The 23,289-nt window shown below is 66.3% G+C and carries 21 protein-coding genes and 1 tRNA gene; 15 read left to right on the top strand and 7 right to left on the bottom strand.

The features are described from left to right. Positions 1-665 precede the first annotated feature (665 nt). Entirely contained in the window at positions 666-1,133 is a 468-nt protein-coding gene (locus QEP15_RS01955) for a Rid family hydrolase (protein ID WP_217618080.1), read from the top strand. A gap of 7 nt (positions 1,134-1,140) precedes the next feature. Here QEP15_RS01955 and QEP15_RS01950 read toward each other — a convergent pair whose 3' ends face one another. Then, complete coding sequence (locus tag QEP15_RS01950; protein ID WP_227741341.1) at positions 1,141-2,076, bottom strand: LysR family transcriptional regulator; 936 nt, start codon at positions 2,074-2,076, stop codon at positions 1,141-1,143. A 270-nt stretch (positions 2,077-2,346) separates the two neighbouring features. Continuing rightward, positions 2,347-2,421 (bottom strand) — tRNA-Arg (locus QEP15_RS01945). A 232-nt stretch (positions 2,422-2,653) separates the two neighbouring features. Between QEP15_RS01945 and QEP15_RS01940 the strand changes: the two genes are divergently transcribed. Together QEP15_RS01940 and QEP15_RS01935 are read left to right on the top strand one after the other, a co-directional pair. After that, complete coding sequence (locus QEP15_RS01940) at positions 2,654-3,586, top strand: c-type cytochrome (protein ID WP_280148374.1); 933 nt, start codon at positions 2,654-2,656, stop codon at positions 3,584-3,586. Positions 3,587-3,704: 118 nt separating this feature from the next. Continuing rightward, positions 3,705-4,933 (top strand): IS3 family transposase gene (locus QEP15_RS01935; RefSeq protein ID WP_217619157.1). Its coding sequence is split into 2 segments (ribosomal slippage): positions 3,705-4,052 and positions 4,055-4,933, totalling 1,227 coding nucleotides; the frame shifts between segments, so codons are not numbered across the junction. 174 nt (positions 4,934-5,107) lie between these two features. Here QEP15_RS01935 and QEP15_RS01930 read toward each other — a convergent pair. The 4 genes from QEP15_RS01930 to QEP15_RS01915 form a co-directional block, all read right to left on the bottom strand. Next, positions 5,108-6,631, bottom strand: coding sequence for a 3-hydroxyacyl-CoA dehydrogenase (locus QEP15_RS01930; protein WP_152383251.1), 1,524 nt, complete (start codon positions 6,629-6,631; stop codon positions 5,108-5,110). Between the two features lie 89 nt (positions 6,632-6,720). Further along, positions 6,721-7,950, bottom strand: coding sequence for a CaiB/BaiF CoA transferase family protein (locus QEP15_RS01925; RefSeq protein WP_152383250.1), 1,230 nt, complete (start codon positions 7,948-7,950; stop codon positions 6,721-6,723). A 177-nt stretch (positions 7,951-8,127) separates the two neighbouring features. Then, a complete protein-coding gene (locus QEP15_RS01920; RefSeq protein ID WP_280148373.1) occupies positions 8,128-9,276 on the bottom strand; it encodes an acyl-CoA dehydrogenase family protein in 1,149 nt (382 codons plus the stop codon). 53 nt (positions 9,277-9,329) lie between these two features. Continuing rightward, positions 9,330-9,953: a TetR/AcrR family transcriptional regulator gene (locus QEP15_RS01915; protein WP_056327627.1), complete on the bottom strand. Its 624-nt coding sequence runs from the start codon at positions 9,951-9,953 to the stop codon at positions 9,330-9,332. A 155-nt stretch (positions 9,954-10,108) separates the two neighbouring features. Here QEP15_RS01915 and QEP15_RS01910 point away from each other — a divergent pair, with 155 nt between their 5' ends. Beyond that, a complete protein-coding gene (locus tag QEP15_RS01910; protein WP_062839571.1) occupies positions 10,109-11,080 on the top strand; it encodes an NAD(P)H-dependent flavin oxidoreductase in 972 nt (323 codons plus the stop codon). Continuing rightward, positions 11,077-11,814, top strand: a complete 738-nt coding sequence (locus QEP15_RS01905; RefSeq protein ID WP_180100438.1) for an enoyl-CoA hydratase-related protein — start codon at positions 11,077-11,079, stop codon at positions 11,812-11,814. The genes QEP15_RS01910 and QEP15_RS01905 overlap by 4 nt, the downstream gene beginning before the upstream one ends. A gap of 1 nt (position 11,815) precedes the next feature. On the opposite strand, the gene QEP15_RS01900 is transcribed toward QEP15_RS01905, so the two are convergent. Further along, positions 11,816-12,649: an enoyl-CoA hydratase/isomerase family protein gene (locus tag QEP15_RS01900; RefSeq protein WP_056327593.1), complete on the bottom strand. Its 834-nt coding sequence runs from the start codon at positions 12,647-12,649 to the stop codon at positions 11,816-11,818. A gap of 117 nt (positions 12,650-12,766) precedes the next feature. Between QEP15_RS01900 and QEP15_RS01895 the strand changes: the two genes are divergently transcribed. The 10 genes from QEP15_RS01895 to QEP15_RS01850 all read left to right on the top strand — a co-directional run bounded on the left by QEP15_RS01895 (position 12,767) and on the right by QEP15_RS01850 (position 23,145). Then, positions 12,767-13,615, top strand: coding sequence for an NAD(P)H-hydrate dehydratase (locus tag QEP15_RS01895; RefSeq protein WP_280148372.1), 849 nt, complete (start codon positions 12,767-12,769; stop codon positions 13,613-13,615). Positions 13,616-13,736: 121 nt separating this feature from the next. After that, a complete protein-coding gene (locus QEP15_RS01890) occupies positions 13,737-13,970 on the top strand; it encodes a hypothetical protein (protein ID WP_008161006.1) in 234 nt (77 codons plus the stop codon). 373 nt (positions 13,971-14,343) lie between these two features. Then, entirely contained in the window at positions 14,344-15,957 is a 1,614-nt protein-coding gene (locus QEP15_RS01885) for an ABC transporter substrate-binding protein (protein WP_056327595.1), read from the top strand. Positions 15,958-16,092: 135 nt separating this feature from the next. Beyond that, positions 16,093-17,082: a M14 family metallopeptidase gene (locus QEP15_RS01880; RefSeq protein WP_056327596.1), complete on the top strand. Its 990-nt coding sequence runs from the start codon at positions 16,093-16,095 to the stop codon at positions 17,080-17,082. 101 nt (positions 17,083-17,183) lie between these two features. Further along, complete coding sequence (locus QEP15_RS01875; RefSeq protein WP_062839574.1) at positions 17,184-18,161, top strand: ABC transporter permease; 978 nt, start codon at positions 17,184-17,186, stop codon at positions 18,159-18,161. A 6-nt stretch (positions 18,162-18,167) separates the two neighbouring features. Beyond that, a complete protein-coding gene (locus QEP15_RS01870; RefSeq protein ID WP_063955397.1) occupies positions 18,168-19,088 on the top strand; it encodes an ABC transporter permease in 921 nt (306 codons plus the stop codon). Then, positions 19,085-20,062: an ABC transporter ATP-binding protein gene (locus QEP15_RS01865; RefSeq protein WP_056327599.1), complete on the top strand. Its 978-nt coding sequence runs from the start codon at positions 19,085-19,087 to the stop codon at positions 20,060-20,062. Before QEP15_RS01870 ends, QEP15_RS01865 begins: the two co-directional genes overlap by 4 nt. A 3-nt stretch (positions 20,063-20,065) precedes the next feature. Then, positions 20,066-21,076, top strand: a complete 1,011-nt coding sequence (locus QEP15_RS01860) for an ABC transporter ATP-binding protein (protein ID WP_280148371.1) — start codon at positions 20,066-20,068, stop codon at positions 21,074-21,076. Beyond that, positions 21,076-21,981: an alpha/beta hydrolase gene (locus tag QEP15_RS01855; RefSeq protein ID WP_280148370.1), complete on the top strand. Its 906-nt coding sequence runs from the start codon at positions 21,076-21,078 to the stop codon at positions 21,979-21,981. Before QEP15_RS01860 ends, QEP15_RS01855 begins: the two co-directional genes overlap by 1 nt. A 33-nt stretch (positions 21,982-22,014) precedes the next feature. Beyond that, a complete protein-coding gene (locus tag QEP15_RS01850; protein ID WP_280148369.1) occupies positions 22,015-23,145 on the top strand; it encodes a M20 family metallopeptidase in 1,131 nt (376 codons plus the stop codon). The last annotated feature ends 144 nt before the right edge of the window (positions 23,146-23,289 follow it).

Below are 23,289 nucleotides of genomic sequence, written 5' to 3'. Positions count from 1 at the left end.
CCGCGCCCCCCATTGGATGCGCCTCCCTGGCCCCCAGCCCCCGACACACCAAAGATCCCGCCAGCCGCAACGGCAGGGTGCGGCACGTCGACGGAGAGCAGCAGCAGGCCAAAGCAAAGCTTGATCGTGTTTGTTCGGGTTTTGAGAAACGGCGTTGAATTGGCACGTCGCAGCGCCGCGCGGGAATCCACGTTCATCGATCAGATCATCCTGGGGGGTCGGATTCACGCGCAGGGACTTTTCGTTCCGCCTGGAATGCAACTGACGCTGCCCGGGCAGTTGACCGCTTGCGCGTGAATATCCGTTTGTTCACGTTGAACGACGGCGCTGGGCCACAGATCGCTGGAGCCCGACTTCGTCGGAGTGATCGATTGTCTTCAGACAGTCCGCATTTACCGAGAGCACTATTACTCCGATGGCGTGACCGCTTTTTCAACCATCAACGGACGCATCGAAATCCGACAGATCGCCATTGCGTTCGAATCGTTGCCGTGCCAGCCATCCGGACAGGAGACCATCGACCGAGCAGGGGTCATCCGGGTGCTGGACGTAGTGCAAATTTGCGCCGTGTCGGCGCAATAATGCGCTCACGCGTTTTCATTGCGCAGTTACGCTGGAGCCTTCTGATACCGAACTTCGTTTCCCCAACCTCCCAGGAGAAAACCATGACGACGCAATCGAATGCACTCGAAAAGAAAACCGCCTATTGGGGCGTGCCGTGGGAAGACGCGTATGGGTATGCGCAGGCGGTGCAGGTGGGCAACGAGATCTACGTGTCGGGCCAGCTCAATCACGACCAGGATGGCAACCTGATCGCGCCGGCCGAACTCGACGACCAAGGCAAGCCGCGTAATTTTTCCACCATGGAAGCGCAGATGCGTGCGACCTACGAGAACCTGGCGGCCTTGCTGGGCAAGTTCGGCGCCACGCTGGATAACGTCGTGGAAGAAACGCTGTACGTCTTGGACGTCGATGCCGCCTTTGCGGCGGCGGGCAAGGTGCGCAAGGCCGCCTACGGCACCGATCGTCCCCAGGTCGCCAGCAACCTGATCGGTGTCTCCCGGTTGGCGATGCCCGCGCAGTTGATCGAGATCGCCTGCAAGGCGGTGCTGCGCCCTCGCACTGCCGATTGAGGATCCGTCAGGTCCTTGACGGGGGCCGCGCCTGGCGGCCCTCGATCAAGGCCTTGTGCTTGGCCACGGCCGCGGCGCAAAAACGCATGAAGATCTGAACGCGCCGTGAGCGCCGGATGTCGGGATGGGTGAGCAGCCAGAGTTCATCCGCAAGCTCGGGCACGACAGGACCCACGCGCACCAGGTCGGCCATCGTGTCTCCCAGCATGCAGGGCAGATAGCCCACCCCGAGCCCCGCGGCGATGCCCGCGCCGACGGCGGCGACCGAATCGGATCGGTACGCGATATTCGCGGGCGCAACCCGGCCTTCAATAACGCGAGCGGCCTTCAATCCAGCCAATCCGCCCGCGTAGGACACCCAACTCAGGTCGTGAATGCGGTCCGCCGCAGGCGCCTTGCGCCGAAACTGTTGCGCGCTTCCGTAAGGCGCCCACGCGATGCCCGCCAGCTTGCGCCCGACCCAGCTCTGCGGCGGCCGTTGGGTGGCTCGTAGCGCGATGTCCGACTCGTCCCGGGCAAGGTCCAGGGTGTCGTTCCCGACCAGGACCTCAATCGACAGCGAGGGGTGGGCTGCCCTGAATTCGGCAATGATGGGCGTCAGGAAATACAGCAGCAGCGAGTCGCTGGTGGCAACCCGAAGCGTGCCTTGCGGGTCATGCGTGGAACCGGAAATGCGGCGAGCCACACTGACGACATCGAGTTCGACACGCTCGCTCAGCGCGCGAAGCTCCATCCCTTCGGCGGTCAGCTTGTAGCCTGCGCGCCGCCGGTCAAACAAGGCAACGCCTAGCGCAGCCTCGGCCTGCGCCACGCGGCGCGATACCGTCGAGGCATTGATGCCGAGCTTTTCGGCCGCCAAGGACCGATTGCCGCAATCGCTCAACACTTTGACGATGCGCAGGTCATCCCATGACAATGTGTTCGGCGCGGCGGCGTTGTCCAAGACGAGGCTGGTCGCAGACGCGGGAAGGGCTTTGGCAGGTTTTGGCGGCGCCATGATCGGCAGATGTTCTTACGTGGACGTGAGACGTAAGCGTAAAACGTAAGCGCCCATCGCAGGCGTCAAATCAAAGCGCTGAACGGAAAGGATGCTTAACGCCGTGAAATGCGCTTAGGCACAGAGAATGCGCATAACCGAATCCGCATAACCGAACGGCGCATAAACAAAAGGCCCCTATGAAGGGGCCCTGGAAAACGCACAGCTTGTCTGGATTGGCGCGCCCGACAGGAATCGAACCTGTATCAAGAGCTTCGGAAACTCTCATTCTATCCATTGAACTACGGGCGCAGCGCAAGGAGGCGGTATTGTACCCAGTTTTGCGGGATCTGCATGAACTGGATCAAATCTTCCGGCAAACTCATCGAAAACCCGTCCTGACACATTGGACGATCGTCCCTGACACCGTTATATAATCCAGCGTTTGCTTGCAGGCGGGCATGGGTTGCCGCCGACTTGTGCAGTACTGATTTTCTGTTGCCGCCGCCAAGGCGCCCCCGGTACCCGTTAGCAGGATTTGGTCATGAGCAACGAGCAGGAACACATAGAAGAGCACTCCTCCCCCATCAAGACCCCGAAGCAACTGATCGTCACGGTCGTCCTGGCTTTCGTGGTTCCCATCGCCATCATCATCCTTCTGGTGAACATGGTGGTCACAGGCACCAAGACCGGGGCCGGGTCGGACGCCCTGTCCGGCGAAGCGGTCGCCCGGCGGATCGCCCCCGTGGCAGGTTTCGAACTGGTTGATGCCAACGCGCCCAAGGTCTTCAAGACCGGCGAGCAGGTCTTTGCCGCTGTCTGTACGGCCTGTCACACCGCTGGCGTGGCGGGCGCTCCCAAGATGGGCGACAACGCCGCGTGGGCGCCGTTCATCAAGGCAGGCTACGACGAGATGCTGAAGGTCGCGCTGCACGGCAAGGGCGGCATGCCCGCCAAGGGCGGCAACCCGGCCCTGTCCGACTACGAAGTCGCGCGCGCCGTGGTGTACATGGCCAACAAGTCCGGCGCCTCGCTGGAAGAACCCGCCGCTCCCGCTGAAGAAGGCGCCAAGAAGGAAGGCGAGGCCGCAGCCGCGCCGGCTGCACAGGCCGCTGCGCCGGCTGCTGCCGCACCTGCCGCCGCAGCACCGGCCGCCGCAGCACCGGCTGCCGCAGCCGCAGCCGCAGCCGCACCCGCTGCTGCCCCGGCCCCCGCCCCGCAGGCTGCCGCCGTTAATCCGGCCGGCGAAAAGCTCTACAAGACGGCCTGTTTCGCGTGCCACGCCACGGGTGTCGCCAATGCGCCCAAGTTCGGCGACAAGGCCGCCTGGGAGCCCTACATCAAGACCGGCATGGACACCATGGTGAAGGTCGCCATAACGGGCAAGGGCGCAATGCCTCCCAAGGGCGGCGCCGCCAACGCCTCCGAAGAAGACATCCGCGCCGCCGTGCAATACATGGTGGATGCCGCCAAGTAATACCCCGCCGGCACGACAGGCAACAAAAAGCCCCTTGATGATTCAAGGGGCTTTTTTCATGGCCGTGACCCGTCCTGGAATTGGTTGACACCTTTTCGAGAGAAAAAAGGAGAGTCAATTGGAATCAAGGATCAAGCGAACCCAGCGGGACTACAGTCTGGCTTTTAAACTGTCGGTGGTCGAGCAGGTGGAAAAAGGCGAGCTGACGTACAAAGAGGCTCAGCGCCGCTATGGAATCCAAGGCCGGTCGACAGTGCTGGTGTGGCTGCGCAAACATGGCCGCCCGGGCTGGAGCGGCTGGAGCCTGCCGACGGTCAGAGGAGTGGACATGGATCGTCAAGGCAAAGTGCTTACCCCCGAGCAGCGGATCAAGGAACTGGAGATTCAGCTCAAGGAAGCCCGCGAGAAGGCGCAGTTGTTTGAGGCCGTGGTCAATGTGTTGGAGAAGGATTACGGGGTACGCGTCGTAAAAAAGCCTTTGGGCAAGTCCTCACGCAAAAGCTCGTCCAAGGGCTGAGCGTGGCAAGGGCTTGCCGTTACATGGGCCATAGCCGCCAGGCGTATTACAAGAGCAGGCACAGAGAGCGCGAGCGCCAGCAGCAGGCATGCCAAGTAGTATCGATGGTCACCGCGCTGCGGGTACGTCAACCGACGTTGGGTACGCGCAAGCTGCATCACATGCTGGGCCAGCCGCTACGCGAGGCGGGGATCAAGGCCGGGCGCGATGCGCTGTTCGACATTCTGCGCAGCGCCCGGATGCTGGTGCGGCCACGCCGGGCGTATCACAAGACCACCGACAGCCATCACCGCTTCCGACGCCACCCGAACCTGCTCAAGGAAGGCGAAGGCCAAGTGGTGCCGACGGGGCCCGAGCAGGTCTGGGTAGCCGATATCACCTACCTGCCGACCGCCCAACGGTGCACCTACTTAAGCCTGGTGACCGACGCCTACTCGCGCAAGATCGTGGGCTACCACGTGGCAGAGAATCTGCAGACCGAAGGGGTGCGCCGCGCACTGGAGATGGCGTTGCGCTCGCGGCGCTCGAGCCAACCGCTGGTGCACCACTCGGATCGAGGCATCCAGTACTGCTCAACGTACTACCAGCGCCTGCACGCGCGGCACGGCATCCGTTGCTCGATGACTGACGGCTACGACTGCTACCAGAATGCCTTGGCTGAGCGGGTCAACGGCATCCTGAAGGGAGAGCTATTGCTCCACAAGCCCGCCGATCTGGCCCAAGCCCGGCTCATGGTCAAGCAGTCCGTCGAAATCTACAACACCGAGCGTCCGCACCTGTCCCTACAATGCAAAACACCCGATGAAGTTCACCGGGTGTTCAGTCCGTAGCCTGCTACGGATACCGTGCCGTAGGTGTCAACCTATGGCAGGACGGGTCACCGCAACGTCTTCATACGTTGAAAAGGTGTCTGACACCCGTTGAGACACCGCCGCATATTGACGACCATCTCGCCTGGGTGTCAGACACCTTCCCTCCGTGTCAGACACCTTGCCGCGCAGCGATCACTTCGCCGTCGACTTCAGCAGCGACATGCCCAGTTGCACGCGGCGTTGCAGCCACAGGCTCGGACGGTAACGGGTGTCGCCCGTGACGCGCTGCATGCTCTTCAAGATTTCCAGGATGCGGTCCGCGCCCAGCTTGTCGCCCAGCGCCAGCGGACCCACCGGATACCCCAGACCCAGCGTCACGGCCAGGTCGATGTCTTCGGGCGTGGCGATCTTTTGCTGCGCGATGTCGCAGGCGATGTTCACGATGTGCGCCACGATGCGCTGGGCGATGAAACCCGGCGAATCCTCGATCACCGTGACGGGCACGCCGTCCGCAGCCAGCAGCGCATGCGCGGCGTCGCGCCACTTGGCTTCGGTGGCCGGCGACACCATGATCGTGCGGCGCTTGGCGCCGTCGAACGCATACAACGTGTCCAGGCCCACGGTACGGCCCGCATTCAGGCCTTGCGCGGAGACGGTGGTGGACACGTCTTCACCGAAGGGCGTGACCAGAATCAGCGCATCGGCGTCGGGCGTGGAACCCGTGACCAGCGTGCCGCCCAGCTTTTCCACCAGCGCGGACGCGCGGGCGTAGCCTTCGCCATGCTTGGGGCTGACCCAGACCTTCAGGCCCTCGGGCAGCGCGGGCGCGGCGGCTTCGGCCGGCACCTGCTTCTGGCCGTCGGCGTAGACGTAGAAGCCCTCGCCGGCCTTGCGGCCGATCAGGCCACCGGCCAGGCGCACCGTCGTGATGGGCGACGGGCGGAAGCGCGGCTCGTCGAAGAACTGGCGGTAGATGGATTCCATCACCGGATGCGAGACGTCGAGCGCGGTCAGGTCCAGCAGCTCGAACGGGCCCATGCGAAAGCCCGCCTGCTCGCGCATGACGGCGTCGACCTGGGCGAAGGTGGCCACCGCCTCCTGCGCCACGCGCAGGCCTTCGGTATTCATGCCGCGGCCGGCGTGGTTGACGATGAAGCCGGGCATGTCCTTGGCGCGCACGGGCGTGTGCCCCATGCGGCGGGCCAGGTCGGCCAGGGCGTCGCCCACTTCCGGCGCGCTGCGCAGGCCGTCAATGACCTCGACCACCTTCATCAGCGCGACCGGGTTGAAGAAGTGATAGCCCGCCACGCGCTGCGGCCGCTTGCAGGCGGCGGCAATCGCCGTGATGGACAGCGACGAGGTGTTGGACGCCAGGATGCAGTCGTCGGACACCACGCCTTCCAGCGCCGCGAACAGATCGCGCTTGACGTCCAGGCGCTCGACGATGGCCTCGACCACGAGCTGGCAGTTCGCCATGTCGGTCAGCGCGGTGGCCGATTCGACGCGTTCGAGCGCGGCTTGCGCGTCGGCGGCGGTCAGCTTGCCCTTCTGGGCCAGCTTCTCCCAGGTCTGGCGCAAGGACTCGCGCGCGGCCGCGATGGCGTCGGCGCTGGTGTCGTACAGGCGCACACGCAAGCCGGCCTGCGCCGCGATCTGCGCGATGCCGCGCCCCATGGCCCCGGCGCCCACGACGCCGATGGTTTGAATGTCCGTCATCAACTATCTCCTGCCTGTATTGGAATGGATCGTGCGCCTGGCGCGGCGCGGCATGCGCAAAAGGCGGCCAGGCCGCCTTCTCGCGCGCGTCAGGTGCGGCTCTGCGCCAGCGCCTGGATTTCTTCGGCCGACAGTCCCAGCTTTTCAGACAGGACCTGCTCGGTGTGCTCGCCCAGCATGGGCGGGGCGCGGCGGTACTCGACCGGACTACCGGAGAACTTCAGCGGGCTGGCCGCCACGGGCACGGTGCCGGCGGCCGGATGGGGCAGCTCACGCTTCATGTTGCGGGCCAGCACGTGCGGGTCTTCGTAGACCTGGTCCAGCGTGTTGATGGGACCGGCCGGCACGCCCACGCCTTCCAGCGCGGCGAGCCAGTGGTCGCGCTCGCCAGTGGCCATGCGCTCGGCCAGCAGCGGCACCAGTTCCTCGCGGTTTTTCACGCGCTGCGGGTTGGTGGCGAAACGCGGGTCGGCCGACAGCTCGGGCAGGCCGATCGCGCCGCAATAGTTGCGGAACTGGCTGTCGTTGCCCACCGCCACGATGAGGTGGCCGTCGCTGGCCGCGAACACCTGGTAGGGCACCAGGTTCTGGTGCGCGTTGCCGGCGCGGCGCGGCGCCACGCCCGAGGTCATGAAGTTCAGATTCTGGTTGGCCAGCATGGCGACCTGGCAGTCCAGCAGCGCCATGTCGATGTGTTGGCCCAGGCCGCTGCGGGCCCGTTCGTGCAGCGCCGCCAGGATGCCCACGGTGGAATACATGCCGGTCATCAGGTCGGCCACGGCAACGCCTGCCTTCTGCGGACCGCCGCCGGGCAGATCGTCGCGCTCGCCGGTGATGCTCATCAGGCCGCCCATGCCCTGGATCATGAAGTCATAGCCCGGACGGCTGGCATAGGGGCCGGTCTGGCCAAAGCCCGTGATCGAGCAGTAGATCAGGCGCGGATTCAGCGCCTTCAGGCTCTCGTAGTCCAGTCCGTACTTGGAAAGCCCGCCGACCTTGAAGTTTTCCACCAGGATGTCGCTCTGCAAGGCCAGTTCGCGCACGAGTTCGGCGCCGCGCGGCGAGGCGATGTCCAGCGCCACCGACATCTTGTTGCGGTTGGCCGACAGGTAATACGCGGCCTCGGTGGTGTCGTGGCCCGCTTCGTCCTTCAGGTACGGAGGGCCCCAGGCGCGCGTGTCGTCGCCCGAGCCAGGCCGTTCGATCTTGATGACCTCGGCGCCAAGGTCAGCGAGGTTCTGGGTGCACCAGGGACCCGCCAGCACGCGGGTCAGATCCAGCACACGTATGCCGGTTAGGGGAGCGGGACGTTGCGACATCGGTAATCTTTTCGCTAGAAGGGAAATGAGAACTTCCCGCCCGCGCCGGGGCGCAAGGCGGACTGGGATTCCGTCATGCCAGAAGGCGGCCCGCCGGGGGCCGCCTTCCGATCAACATTCGTCAGACTGGATATTAGCCTCTCGAACGCGTTGGCCGGACCGCTGGCGGCGGAAAGATCAGGAATGGGCCTTGATGGTCTCGCGCGCAATGACCAGCTGCTGGATCTGCGAGGTGCCTTCAAAGATGCGGAACAGGCGCACGTCGCGGTAGAAGCGCTCCACCGCGTACTCGGACATGTAGCCCGCACCCCCGTGGATCTGCACCGCGCGGTCGGCCACGCGGCCCACCATTTCCGTGGAGAAGAGCTTGCAGCAGGCGGCCTGCATGGTGGTGTTCTCGCCGCGGTCACGCATGCGGGCGGCGTCCAGCACCATGCAGCGGGCCGCGTAGAGTTCGGCCTGGCTGTCGGCGATCATCGCCTGGATGAGCTGGAATTCGGCGATGGGCTGGCCGAACTGCTTGCGCTCGGTGGCGTACTTCACGGCGTCGCGCAGCAGGCGGTCGGCAATGCCCACGCACAACGCGGAAATGTGCAGGCGGCCCTTGTCCAGCACGCGCATGGAGGTCCGGAAGCCATTGCCTTCCTCGCCGCCAAGCAAGGCGCTGGCCGGCACGCGGCAGTTGTCGAACACGACGTCGCTGGTCAGCGCGCCGGCCTGGCCCATCTTCTTGTCCGGCTTGCCGATGATGAGTCCCGGCGTGCCGGCCTCGACGAGGAAGCACGAGATGGAGTTGGCCCGGCGCTCGGGCGCCGTGCGCGCCATGACCGAAAACAGGCCGGCGATGGGCGCATTGGTGATGTAGCGCTTGGTGCCGTTCAGCACGTAGCAATCGCCGTCACGCTCGGCGGACACGCGCAGCGACATGGCGTCGGAGCCCGCATCGGGCTCGGTCAGCGCAAACGACCCGATCAGTTCGCCGCTGGCCAGCTTGGGCAGGTATCGGGCGCGCTGCTCGTCGGTGCCGGCCAGGACGATGGCCTGCGAGCCGATGCCGATGTTGGTGCCGGCCAGCGACCGGAACGCGGGCGAGGTCTGGCCCAGTTCGAACACGACGCGGACCTCTTCTTCCATCGTCAGGCCCAGTCCGCCGAAGTCCGGCGAGATGGACAGGCCGAACAGGCCCAGGTTGCGCATTTCATTGACGATGTCCGGCGGCACTTCGCCGCTGGCGGCCAGTTCGTCCTCGGCGGGAATCAGCCGTTCGTGCACGAAGCGGCGGACGGCGTCGATCAAAAGGTTCAGGGTTTCGGTGTCCAGGGCCATGAGGAAAGTCTCTTAGAGCGAATGCAGGTCAGGGGTTTGGTATGGCGGCGCGTTCAGGGACGCATGCCGCCCACCAGCAGATCGAAATAGCCGTCGGCGATGGTTTCGGCGCTGTCACCCTGCCCGGGCTTGTACCAGCGCACCATCCAGTTCAGCATCGACAGCACGGCGCGGCCCGTGGCCGCCACGTCCAGCGCGCGGAACGCGCCGTCGGCCACGCCTTGCGCGATCACGTCGCGCAACAGCTTTTCGTAGCTGTCTCGCAGGCGGGCCGCGTCTTCGCGTTCGGACAGCGCCATGCCGGAGTAGCCGATCAGCATGGTCACGAATTGGGCATGGTGCTGCTCGAAATAACGGGCATGTCCCACCATGAACGCGCGCAGGCGGGCCACGCCGCCCACGGCGCCGGCCACGTCGCGGCCGACGGTTTGCGTCAGGCCTTCCAGCACCTGAAGGATGATGGCGTCGTAGATGTCCTGCTTGGTGGGGTAATAGTGATAGATGGCCGCCTTGGACACGCCGATGGCGGCGGCCAGGTCGGAGATGGAGCTGCCGTCGTAGCCGCTGCGGGCAAACAGCTTGGCGGCTTCTTCCAGGATGCGTTCGCGCGGGGCGGCCAGCGTGGGCGGCCTGCCGGCGCGGGCGCGTTTCTGTACGGGTGGGGCGGTAAGCGCCATGTCGGCCTTTGACAGGGGCCGCGCGGGGCCGAAAAGGTTCTGGCGAACCTCCATTGACAGCCCTTCCGCGCATGCCGTTAAATAAAGATTAATTAATTACCGGACGGTCGGTAGGTAATTAATATACTCCAAAACCAACAACGAGACGACGCCCCATGCCCCATCCCCTCGTGACTGATTTGTATGGCCAGATGTCCCTGCCGGTCATCAGCGCCCCGATGTTCATCGTCTCCAACCCCAAACTGGTCATCGCCCAGTGCACGAGCGGCATCGTGGGGTCGTTTCCCGCGCTGAACGCGCGGCCGCAGACGCTCTTGACCGACTGGCTCGACGAAGTCCAGGCGGGGCTCGCGTCCCACCGCGAAGCCCACCCCGGGGACCGCGTCGCGCCGTTTGCCGTCAACCAGATCATCCACCAGTCCAATGACCGGCTGGAGGCGGACCTGGCCGTGTGCGCCAGCCACCGCGTGCCCCTCATCATCACCAGCCTGCGCGCCCCGGGCGACCTGGTGAAGGGCGTTCACGATTGGGGCGGCAAGGTTTTCCATGACGTCACCACCATCCGCCACGCCGAAAAGGCGCTGGAAGCGGGGGTGGATGGGCTGATCCTGGTGTGCGCGGGCGCGGGCGGCCACGCCGGCACGCTGAGCCCCTTCGCGCTGATCTCCGAGGTTCGCCGCTTTTACGACGGCCCGCTGATCCTGTCGGGCGCCATCACCTCGGGCGCGCATGTGCTCGCCGCGCAGGCCATGGGAGCGGACTTTGCCTACATGGGCACGCGCTTCATCGCCAGCGAGGAAGCCAACGCCAGCGAGGGCTACAAGGCCGCCATCGTCGAGGCCAGCGCGTCGGACATCCTGTACACGCCGTTCTTCACGGGCATCCCGGGCAACTACCTGAAGGCCAGCATTGCGGCCGCCGGCCTGGACCCTGCCAACCTGCCCGCGCCCGATAGCGGCGCGTCCAATTTCGGCTCGACGCGCGTCAAGCCCTGGAAGGACATCTGGGGCGCTGGCCAGGGCGTGGGCGGCATCGCCAGCGTCGAACCCACGCGCAAGATCGTCGATACGCTGCGGCGCGAGTACGCCGAGGCGAAAGCCCGCCTGGCCGCGGCCCCGCACGCATGAGCGCCGGCCTGAAGGTCCAGCGCGACGGCGCCGTCCTGACGCTGACGATCGACCGGCAGGACCGCCGCAACGCGCTAGACACCGCCACCTACGCGGCGCTGACCGAGCAACTCTCGCTGGCAAGCGCCGACGTGACGCTGTCCGCGGTCATCCTGACCGGCGCGGGCGATCACTTCACGGCGGGCAACGACTTGCGCGACTTCCAGGCCGAGCGTGGCGCGGGCGACAGCGCGGGCCTGACCTTCCTGCGCGCGCTGACCACGGCCGACGTGCCGGTCATCGCCGCCGTCGAGGGCTACGCCATCGGCATCGGCGTGACGCTGCTGCAGCATTGCGACTTTGTCCACATCGGCGAAGGCGCCACGCTGCGCATGCCGTTCGTCGCCCTGGGTTTGTGCCCGGAAGGCGCGTCCAGCCTGCTGATGCCGCGCCTGGCCGGCCGCCGGGCAGCGCAATGGCTGATGCAGGGCAAGGCCTTCACGGCGGACGACGCGGTGCAGGCCGGGCTGGCCACGTCGGCCACGCCCAAGGGCCAGGCGCTGGCCGAGGCCCAGGCCACCGCCGCGGACCTGGCGCGCCAGCCGCCCGCCGCGCTACGGCTCACCAAGGCGATGATGAAGCGGGCGGACCGGCAGGCCATCCAGGAGACACTGGACTACGAAGCCCAGCAGTTTCGCGCGCGCCTGCAGACCGAAGAAGCGCAGGCGGCGTTCGCGAAGTTCTTCAAGAAGTAGGTCAGAACGGCGAATCGGGCCGGAAATTCGGCGCCCGGCGTTCGCGCAGGGAATTGATGCCCTCGCGCACATCCGGGCCGCCAAAGCCCATGAATTCCAGCGCCAGCGAGGTGTCGAAGGTCGGCCCCGCCATCCGCAGCCAATTGTTCAACGAGTACTTGGTCCAGCGGATCGCCGTCTGCGAACCGGCCGCCAGCTTGTTGGCCACCTCGAACGCCTTGCCGATCAGTTCGGCCTCGTCCACGCAGAGCGACACGAGACCAATGCGCTCGGCTTCCTCGCCCGAGACCGTCTCGCACAGCATCAGGTAGTACTTGGCCTTGGCCATGCCGCACAGCAGCGGCCAGACAATGGCGGCGTGGTCGCCCGCCGTCACGCCCAGGCGGGTGTGGCCGTCGATGATGCGGGCGTCGCGCGCCGCGATGGAAATGTCGGCCAACAGCCCGGCCACCAGACCCGCCCCCACCGCCGCGCCGTGCATGGCGGACACGATCGGCTTGCTGCAATTGATGATGTTGTAGACCAGGTCGCGCGCCTCGCGCCAGACGCGGGTGCGCACGTGGAAGTCGTCGGCCATCTGCTGCACCAGCTCCAGGTCGCCGCCGCCCGAGAACCCCTTGCCCTCGCCGCGGATCACCACCACCCGCGTGTCCGGATCGGTGTCGATGTCGCGCCAGATGTCGGCCAGTTCGCGGTGCATGCGGTCGTCGGCCGTGGACAACTTGCCCGGCACGCCGCCCTTGGTCCCCATGATCAATTCCAGCACGCCGCCGGGGTGGCGGCGCAGCTTCAGGGATTCGTAGGCCGAATAGTGTTCCAGCGTAATGTCGGTCATTGTCTGCTCCGGGTCGTCTCTTGGTGGTTCGCGCCCCGCCCGAGGCGGCCGCGTTTTTGCGCACTATAGTGGATACGGCCGACCCGCCATGACGATTTCCCCCCGGAGCCTCACCCCATGAACACCCCCGCCATCCCCATCGACCGCGCCGCGCTGCCTGCCCTGTTCGCTCCCCGCGCGCAGGATACGCACAAGGGCAGCTTCGGCACCGTGGGGGTGGTGGGCGGCGGCGCCGGCATGACGGGCGCGGCGCTGCTCGCCGCCCGCGCCGCCTTGAAGACCGGCGCCGGAAAGGTGCTGGTCGGCTTTGCCCAGGACACGCTGCCCTTGCCCTGCGACCCCCTGCAACCCGAACTGATGCTGCGCGACTTCCGCTCGCTGCTGGAAGAAGACTGGGGCGTGACCGCCTGGGTCGCCGGCTGCGGAATCGGCACGAGCCAGCTGGCCGCAAATGCGTTGTCGGAGTTGTTCGTCCTGCGGCGCGCGGCCCCGCTGGTGCTGGACGCCGACGGCCTGAACCTGCTGGCCCGGGGCGAAATCCATCCCAACTGGGGCGCCGGCCCCGTCGTGCTGACCCCCCACCCCGCCGAGGCCGCCCGCTTGCTGGGCGGCAGCACACCCGATGTCCAGCGCGACCGCCCCGCCGCCGCCCGGCAGTTGGCGCAACGCTTCCAGGCCTGGATCGTCCTCAAGGGCGCCGGCACCGTCGTATGCGCCCCCGACGGCAGTCTGCACATCAACACCAGCGGCAACCCGGGCCTGGCTACCGCGGGAACCGGGGACGTATTGGCCGGCATGCTGGGCTCCCTGCTTGCCCAGAAACTGCCGCTGGACCAGGCCGTGCACGGGGCGGTCTGGCTGCACGGCGCCGCCGCCGATGCGCTGGTAGCCCAGGGTGTCGGCCCCATCGGCCTGACGGCCGGAGAGCTTGCGCACGCGGCCCGCGCCCTGCGTAACGGGCGCTAAGTCCATGTCCCACAAACATTTTTACAACATACTAGGGTTTTCCCTTAAAATGACATTGCTATTTGCCTAGGGTTATCCCTATAATGGTTTACCCCATGACGAAACGGACTGGAGCCAAACCATGAGCGAACTGACCCTGAACAACACTGCCCGCCTGACCGACGCGCTGGAGCGTGACCTGCTCCGCGGCGCTCTCGAAAACCAACCGAATTCTCACCCGCTGACCAGCCTGAAGAAGGCTGGCCAATCCGTAGCAGCCGCTGTTGCCGCCGTCTTTGCCTTCATCGACGAGGTGAACGAATCGATGAACAAGGCTCGCGCCGCCAGCTCGCGCTTCTCCGGATCGCAGTGGTAATAACAGCCGCGCCAGGCTGATTCGCGACAGATCTCCCGCGAATCAGCCTGGCGCGCTGACGTTGCAGCGCCCGTCGGGTAAGCCCCGGCGCCCGCCGCAACGCATCGGCGCTGATCCCTCACCGGCGCCATCGCGCCGCGGGCGGCCCCTAAAGGCCCCGCGACGCCCTCTTTCCCTCCCCCCTCTCGGCGTTTTCCCTAGCGCCTCGATCGCCGCTGCGCATTGACAGCGCGCGAACCCCCTACCGATAATCGGCCCCTTGCCATCGTGCCCTGGCGACAATTTCCTCGCACGCCCCCGGCCGACGCAGTCGTCCCCAGGCACGCGAGGCCGCCCGCACGATCCGGTTCGTTCCCCATCCGGAGTTGTCACCATGAAGTTGCGCACTACCCTGGCCCTTGTGGCCGCCGCCATCCCCCTGGCAGCCGCCCAAGCCCAGACGCTGAAGATCGGCCTGTCGGCCGAACCCACCTCGGCGGACCCCCACTATCACAAGATGACGCAGAACGACGCGTTCTCCGCGCACGTCTACAACTCGCTGGTGGGCCGCAGCGCCGACATGAAGCTGATTCCCCAGCTTGCGACTTCCTGGAAGAACCTGGACGACCTGACCTGGGAATTCAAGCTGCGCGACGACGTCAAGTTCTCCAACGGCAAGCCGTTCACCTCCGAAGACGTGCTGTTCACGATCTGCCGGACGCTGAACAACGAAACCAACGTGTCGCAGTCCTACATGGACATGACCAAGCGCATCACCGACGTCCAGACGCCGGACGCGCACACCGTCATCATCAAGACGGGTGAACCGTTCCCCCTGATGCCGGCCGAACTGGCCCGCTCGCTGCCGATCATCTGGAACGGCATCGTCGAGCACGGCAAGCTCACGTACGACCCCAAGAAGGGTTGCGGCGTGACGGGCGCCTGGCCCACGGTGGTCGACTTCAACAACGGCAAGGACGCCATCGGCACCGGCCCCTACATGCTGAAGTCCTACGTCAAGGGCACCGGCATCGAGCTGGTGCGCAACGAAAACTACTGGGGCGAGAAGCCGCACTGGAAGGAAGTGAAGTTCGTGCCGGTGCCCTCGGCCGGCCCGCGCCTGACCGGGCTGCTGTCCGGCGACTTCGACATGATCGAAAACCCCGCCGCCCGCGACCTGCCGCGCCTGAAGGACAATCCGAAGTTCGGCTTCGTGGCCACGCCGTCCACCCGCCTGGTGTTCTTCCAGCCGGACGTGGGCCGCAACCCGAGCCCGTTCGTCAAGAGCGCCGACGGCAAGAACCCGCTGCAGGACCTGCGCGTGCGCAAGGCCATCAACATGGCCATCGACCGCAAGACCATCACGGCCCGCATCATGGACGGCATGGCCACCCCGGCCTTCCAGTACATGCCCGACGGCATGTTCGGCGCGCTGCCCAAGGCCCCGGAAATCAAGTACGACCCGGAAGGCGCCAAGAAGCTGCTGGCCGAAGCCGGCTATCCGAACGGCTTTGAACTGACGCTGTCGTCCACCAACGACCGTTACGTCAACGACGGCCAGATTGCCCAGGCCGTGGCCCAGTACCTGTCGCGCGTCGGCATCAAGACCAACGTGGATGCGATGACCGCCTCCATCTACTTCCCCAAGCGCGCCAAGCGCGAGTTCAGCTTCTCGATGGGCGGCTGGCCGGCGGAAACGGGTGAGGCCTCGGCGCTGTTCCAGCTGTGGGTCGCCACGCTGGATTCGCCCGTCAGCCTGGGCACCAGCAACTACGGCGGCTTCTCGAATGCGGACTTCGACAAGGTCTACAAGCAGGCCATCGTGACGGTCGATCCCGCCAAGCGCGAAAAGCTGCTGCAGGAATCCACCCAGATCGCCCTGGACAACGTGCCGCTGATCCCGCTGCACTTCGAGAGCAGCATCTGGGCGTACCGCAAGGGCATTTCGTACGAAGGCCGCCGCGACCAGTACACCCTGGCCACGTCGGTCAAGCCCGACGCGAAGTGAGCAGGCAGGGCTGAGTAAAGAAGAAACGGCTGCCTCGTGCAGCCGTTTTGCCTTGGGGCGGCGCAGTTGCCGCACCCGGGCCCGCAGCCCCCCGCCTCATCCCCTATACAATCGTCTGGCTTCATCGGAACTGCCATGCCCACGTCTTTGCCCCCGTCCTCGTCCGCGCCCCCGTCTCCCCTGCGTCCTTTCCTGCTGGCCTGTCCGGACCTGTCGGCCGAGCGCGTGGGCAACACCGACACGCCCGGCGTCTGGCATTTCGATTCCGGCGCGCCCGGCAAGCGCGTGCTGCTGAGCGCGCTGATCCACGGCAACGAGCTCTGTGGCGCCTGGGCGCTGAAGGACCTGCTTGCCGCCGGCCTGCGCCCGCGCCGCGGCACGCTGACGCTGGCGTTCTGCAACCTGGCCGCGTTCGACCGGTTCGACGCGCGCAACTACGCCCCCGCGCGCTTCGTGGACGAAGACATGAACCGCGTCTGGAGCGACGACAAGCTTTCCGTACCGACTTCGCAGGAGCGCCGCCGCGCCGCAGCCCTGCGCCCGTGGGTGGAACAGGCCGACTGGCTGCTGGACTTTCACTCGATGAGCAATTCCGACGTGCCGCTGCAGCTGACCGGCCTGGAACAGCGCAACATCGATCTGGCCCTCGCCCTGGGCAATCCCGCCACCATCATTGCCGACGCAGGCCACGCCGCCGGCGTGCGCATGCGCGATTTCGGCCGCTTCGGCGAAGCCGGCGACAACGGCACGCGGTCCCTTCTGATCGAATGCGGCTTTCACGGCGCCCCCGAGGCGCGTGGCGTGGCCGCCGACCAGATGGCGCGCTTTCTGGTGCAGGCCGGCACGGTGGACCGCGGCGACATCCCCGCCGCCTGGTTCGCCCCCGGCGCGCCGCTGCAGCGCGCGCTGCGCGTCACGCACGCCGTCGCCGCCAAGAGCGCCGACTTCCGTTTCGCCGAGCCCTGGAAGGGGCTGGAAACGCTGCCCCGCGCCGGCACCGTCATCGGCTGGTCGGAAGGCGAGCCCGTCACCACGCCCTACGACAACTGCGTGCTCATCATGCCGTCCACCGCCAACCTGCGGCCCGGCGTGACCGTCGTGCGCCTGGCGCAGCCGATCACCTAGCGTGCAGGCTGGCCTGACTTGAATATCCGGGCCCTGTCCGCCAGGCCCGCCCGATAACCCCGGCTTTTCCCCAACCCCGAGCCCACCAAGGAAATCATCACGTGGCCTTGTTCATCCTACGCAGACTGATACAGAGTCTGTTCGTGCTGCTGGCCGTTTCGGTCGTGGTCTTCTTCGCGGTGTATGCCGTGGGCGACCCGATCGAGCTGCTGGTCAGCCCCGAAGCCAGCCAGGCCGCGCGCGAGGCGATGATCGCCCGCCTGGGCCTGGACCTGCCCGTGTGGCAGCAGTACACCGGGTTCCTGTGGCGCGCGCTGCATGGCGACCTGGGCACCTCCTTCGTGCACGGCATTCCCGCGATCGAACTGATCGTTCAGCGCATTCCGGCAACGTTCGAACTGGTGTTCGTCGCGATCATGTTGACCTGTGTGATCGGCATTCCGCTGGGCCTGGTCGCGGGCCTGTACCGCGACGAGTACGTGGGCCGCGGCATCATGGCCTCGTCGGTGCTGGGCTTTTCGCTGCCGAACTTCTGGCAGGGCATGATGCTGATCCTGCTGTTCGCCGTCTGGCTGGGTTGGCTGCCCGCCACGGGCCGCGGCGACACGGTCGACGTGCTGGGCGTGCGCCTGTCCATCCTGACCGCCGACGGCTGGTCGCACCTGATCATGCCGGCGATCAACCTGGCGCTGGCCAACATCGCGCTGGTGCTGCGCATGACCGCCTCGGGCGTCGTCGAGGCCCGCAGCCAGGACTACGTGAAGTTCGCGCGCGCCAAGGGCGTCAAGCCGGGCCGCATCGTGCGCCGCCACATCCTGCGCAACATCCTGATCCCCGTGGTCACGGTGATCGGCATGGAATTCGGCACGCTCATCGCCTACTCCACCATCACCGAAACCGTGTTCGCGTGGCCCGGCATGGGCAAGCTGCTGATCGACAGCGTCTACCAGCTCGACCGTCCCGTGGTCGTTGCCTACGTGATGCTGGTCACGCTGATCTTCGTCGTCATCAACCTGGTTGTGGACATCCTGTACGCGGCGCTCGACCCGCGCGTGCAGCTCGTGGCCCCCGCTCAATAAACCGCCATGGCTAATACTCCGAATCCTGGCCGCACCCGCACCGTCCAGCCCCTGGCCGAGACGCCGCGGCGCGCCGCCATCCTGAAAAAACTGCACGCGCGCCCGACGGTGCGCGGCTCCGTCATCGCGCTGGCCGTCCTGGTGATCCTGGTGGTCTTCGCGCCGTTCTTCGCGCCGCAGAACCCTTACGACCTTGCCAACCTGTCGCTCATGGACGGCCGGCTTGCGCCGCGCCAGGCGCTGATGGACGGCAGCATCGCCTGGCTGGGCACCGACGACCAGGGCCGCGACATGCTCAGCGCCATTTTGTATGGCCTGCGCATCAGCCTGATGGTGGGCCTGTCCGCCGTCGTGCTGGCCACCGCCATCGGCGGCGCGATCGGCCTGGTTGCCGCCTACGTGGGCGGCTGGGTCGACACCGTGCTGATGCGCATCGTCGACTTCATCCTGGGCTTTCCGACCATTCTGGTGGCGCTGGTGCTGCTGGTGGTGCTGGGCCGCGGGGTCGACAAGGTGATTCTTGCGCTGGTCCTTGTGCAATGGGGGCACTACGCGCGCATCATGCGCAGCCGAGCCCTGCAGGAACGCCGCAAGGAATACGTCGAGGCGGCCGCCAACCTGGGCTTTCCGGCCTGGCGCATCATGCTGTATCACCTGCTGCCCAACTGCCTGGGGCCGGTGATGGTGTTCGCCACCATCCAGATCGCCACCGCGATCGCGCTGGAAGCGACGCTGTCGTTCCTGGGCGTGGGCGTGCCGATCACCGAACCGTCGCTGGGCCTGTTGATCTCCAACGGCTTCCAGTACCTGCTGTCGGGCGACTACTGGATCAGCCTGTTCCCGGGCATTGCGCTCCTGGTGCTGATCCTTTCCATCAACATCGTGGGCGACCGCCTGCGTGAAGCCCTGGACCCCCGCCGAGCATGAGCGACATTCTTCTTGATGTGCGCGGCCTGCGCACTGCATTCCATACCGAGGCCGGCGCGTGGCTGGCGGTCGACGGTGTCGACCTGACCGTGCGCCGTGGCGAGATCGTGGGCCTGGTGGGCGAATCCGGTTCCGGCAAGTCCGTGACGGGCTTTTCGCTGCTGGGGCTTATCGACCCGCCGGGCGAAGTCGTCGACGGCGAGGTGAAGTTCAAGGGCACGGACCTGCGCAAGCTGTCCGAAGAGCAGATGCGCCAGTTACGCGGCAACCGCATCGCCATGATCTTCCAGGACCCGCTGATGACGCTGAACCCGGTGCTGCGCATCGGCGAGCAGATGATGGAAGCGATCCTGACGCACGAGGACGTGCCGCGCGCCCAGGCCGAGGAGCGCTGCCGCGAGGCGCTGGCCATGGTCGGCATCCCGTCGCCGGAAAAGCGCCTGAAGAGCTACCCGCACGAGTTCTCGGGCGGCATGCGCCAGCGCGTGGCGATCGCCATCGCGATGCTGAACAAGCCCGACCTCATCATCTGCGACGAGCCCACCACGGCGCTGGACGTGACCATCCAGGGCCAGATCCTCTACCGCATGCAGCAGATCTGCCGCGAGCACAACACGGCGCTGATCTGGATCACCCACGATCTGGGCGTGGTGGCCGAGCTGGCCGACCGCGTGGCCGTGATGTATGCCGGCCGCATCGTCGAAAGCGGCCCGGTCGAGCAGGTGCTGGATGCGCCGCGCCACCCCTACACCCGCGGCCTGTTGGACTCGATGCCCGGCGCCACGCAACCGGGCGCGCGCCTGCACCAGATCAATGGCATGGCGCCCAGCCTTGCCGCCCGTCCGGCGGGCTGTGCGTTCCGGCCGCGCTGCACCCACGCGGTCACGCGCTGCACCGAGCAAGCCCCCTCCGTCACCACCGAAGGTTCGCGCAGCTATCGCTGTTACGTGCCGATCGCCCGCGAGGCACAGTAAGCAATGAGCCAAGCCGATACCCCCGTCATCGAGCTCAAGAACGTCCACAAGCGCTTCGAGCAGCGGCCTGACCTGGCCCAACGCATTCTCGCCCTGACCGGCCGTCCCATCGACCGCCGCACCGTGTACGCGGTCAACGGCGTGGACCTGTCCATCAAGCGCGGCGAAGTCGTGGGCCTGGTGGGCGAGTCCGGTTGCGGCAAGTCCACGCTGGGCCGCGTCGTGGCCGGCCTGCACCGCCAGACCGAAGGCGAGCTGCTGTACCAGGGCATGGACGCAAACCGTCTGCGCGGCTCCGACAAGCTGGCGTACACGCTGGGCGTGCAGATGATCTTCCAGGACCCGCAGGCGTCGCTGAACCCGCGCCAGCGGCTGCGCCAGATCCTGGGCGAATCGCTGAAGGTGCACAAGCTGGCGCCTCCCGACGAGATCCCCGCCCGCATCGACCAGGCGCTGACCGAAGTGGGCCTCGCCACGGAATACCGCGACCGCTTCCCGCATCAGATCTCGGGCGGCCAGCGCCAGCGCATCGGCATCGCCCGCGCGCTGATGGTGGCCCCCAAGTTCCTGGTCTGCGACGAGCCCGTTGCCGCCTTGGACGTGTCGATCCAGGCGCAGGTGATCAACCTGTTCATGGACCTGCGCGAGCAGCACGGCTTCACGTACCTGTTCATCAGCCACGACCTGGGCGTGGTCAAGCACATCTCGGACCGCGTCGCGATCATGTACCTGGGCAAGATCGTCGAGATCTCGACGTCGGCCCAGATCTTCGCCCGCGCCAACCATCCGTACACGCAGGCGTTGATGGCCGAGGTGCCGGACGTGGCGCGCCGCGGCCGCAAGTTCACGCCGATCAAGGGCGAGATTCCGTCGCCGCTGAATCCGCCTTCCGGCTGCACGTTCAATCCCCGTTGTCCCCACGCGATGCCGCGCTGCCGTGAAGTGGCGCCGCCCTTGAAAGAAATCTCGGCTGGCCACTGGTCGGCCTGCCACCTGAACGAAGCGAGCGCCTGATGAAACCTTCCGACATGTCCAACGTGGACCGCATCGCCATCGAAATGGGCCATGCGGGCCGCAACGCCATCCTGTACGTGGATGAGGACCGCAACTACGACCGTCCGTTCAAGCTGCAGACCTACCGCCCCTACGGCTACACGCCGGACCGCCCGGTGGTGATCGTGCAGCACGGCGTGCTGCGCAACGGCGACGAATACCGCGACTTCTGGGTCGAAGCCGCCGACAAGCACAAGCTGCTGATCGTGGCGCTGACATTCTCGAACGAGATCTGGCCGGGTGTTGAAAGCTACAACAACGGCCGCGTATTTTCGGCGGGCGGCAATCCGCGCCACATCGATGGCTGGACGTATGCGCTGGTGGGCAACGTCATCAGGGACATGATTGCCGGCGAGATCACCGACGGACAGAACGTCTACCTGTTCGGCCACAGCGCGGGCGGCCAGTTCGTCCACCGCCTGATGAGCAGCCAGCCGCATGCGCCCTTCAAGGCGGTGGCGGCGGGCAATCCCGGCTGGTACACACTGCCGACGTTCGACTATCCCTATCCCGAGGGCATGGACGGCGTGGGTCTGACCGAAGACCACCTGGTCAAGCTGCTGGCCTACCCGATGACCATCCTGGCAGGCGACAAGGACATCGAGACCAACGACCCGAACCTGCCGTCCGAACCCGCCGCCATGCGCCAAGGCCCGCACCGCTTCGCGCGCGCGCAGAATTACTTCGAATTCGGCCGCAAGGAAGCCGAGCGCCGCGGCGTGCCGTTCGGCTGGAAGCTGCAGGTGGTGCCCGGCATCGGCCACGACGGCCGCGCCATGTCGGCCGTCTGCGCGAGCCTCTGGTTCGACGGCAAGATGCCCGACGACGCCGAACTCGCCCGCCTGGCCGGCCAGCAGGTCGCCTGAACCCTTTTCCCATCGCTGAACCCCGATATCGCCATGTCCAACACCCAGAGCACTGAACAGATCGTCGCCGGCATCCAGAGCTGGCTGCAATGCGAGTCGCCGTCGAACTTCCCCGACGGCATTGCCGCGATGGCGCGCATCATCGCCGACTACGCGGCCGCCGCCGGCCTGACCGCTGAGCTGTCGTCGCTGGGCCCCACGACGGGGCCGCTGCTGTACGCGACCAACCGCGCCCCCGGCGACACGCGTCCCGGCATCCTGATCCTGGCGCACATGGACACGGTGCATCCGGTTGGCACGCTGCTGGAAAACCCCGTGCGCATCGACGGCGACCGTCTCTACGGCCCGGGCAGCTATGACATGAAGGCGGGCATCTACCTGGCGCTGACGGCCCTGGCCGGCGTGGCGCGTCCGGGCGCTACGCAACTGCCGGTGGACTTCCTGGTGGTTCCCGACGAAGAAACGGGCAGCCACGCCTCGCGCCCGCACATCGAACGCTTCGCCGCGAACGCGAAGTACGCGCTGGTCTGCGAACCTGCCCGCCCCAACGGCGGCAAGTGCGTGACGGCGCGCAAGGGCACGGGCATGCTGAACCTGAACGTCAAGGGCCGCCCCGCCCACGCAGGCATGCAGCACGAGAAGGGCCGCAGCGCGATCCGCGAAATGGCCCACCAGGTGCTGGCGCTGGAAGCCATGACCGACTACGACCGCGGCATCACCGTCAGCGTGGGCACGATCGCCGGCGGCACCGTCACCAACACGGTGCCGGCCCTGTGCCGCTGCGTCGTCGACTTCCGCGTGCCCGACATGGGCGCCGCCGAAGACGTGCTGCGCCGCATGCGCGAACTGTGCGCGGTGGGTCCGGACGTTGAACTGGACATCGACGTCGAACTGAACCGGCCCCCGATGGTCAAGACGGAAGAAGCCGCTGCATTGCTGGCATTGGTGCAAGGTTTCGCGGACCGCGCGGGCTTCCTGCTCGAAGATGCACCCATGACGGGTGGCGGCAGCGATGCCAACTTCACGTCGGCAATGGGTATTCCGACGCTGGATGGTCTCGGCGCGGATGGAGATGGGGCGCATACGCTGAATGAGTACGTGCTGGTGTCTACGTTGGAGCAGCGATTGAAGTTTTGGGAATTGCTGCTGCGGGATTTGGCTTGAAGGTTTGGTTTTTTGGATGTTGTTGGTGGGGTTGATGGGGGTTGATGTCGCGCGGGGGGGGAGTTCTTTTGACGCCCGGCGCGGCGTGGGCCTGGGGTGGGCGGGGCTCCGATTGCGGTCCGGAGCCTTCGCTCCGGACTTCCC

Origin of the sequence: Achromobacter mucicolens (assembly GCF_029866465.1) — a bacterium.
GTDB lineage: Bacteria > Pseudomonadota > Gammaproteobacteria > Burkholderiales > Burkholderiaceae_B > Achromobacter > Achromobacter mucicolens.
The sequence above is the reverse complement of the archived record's forward strand: the minus strand, read 5'-3'. Positions and strand labels throughout refer to the sequence as shown.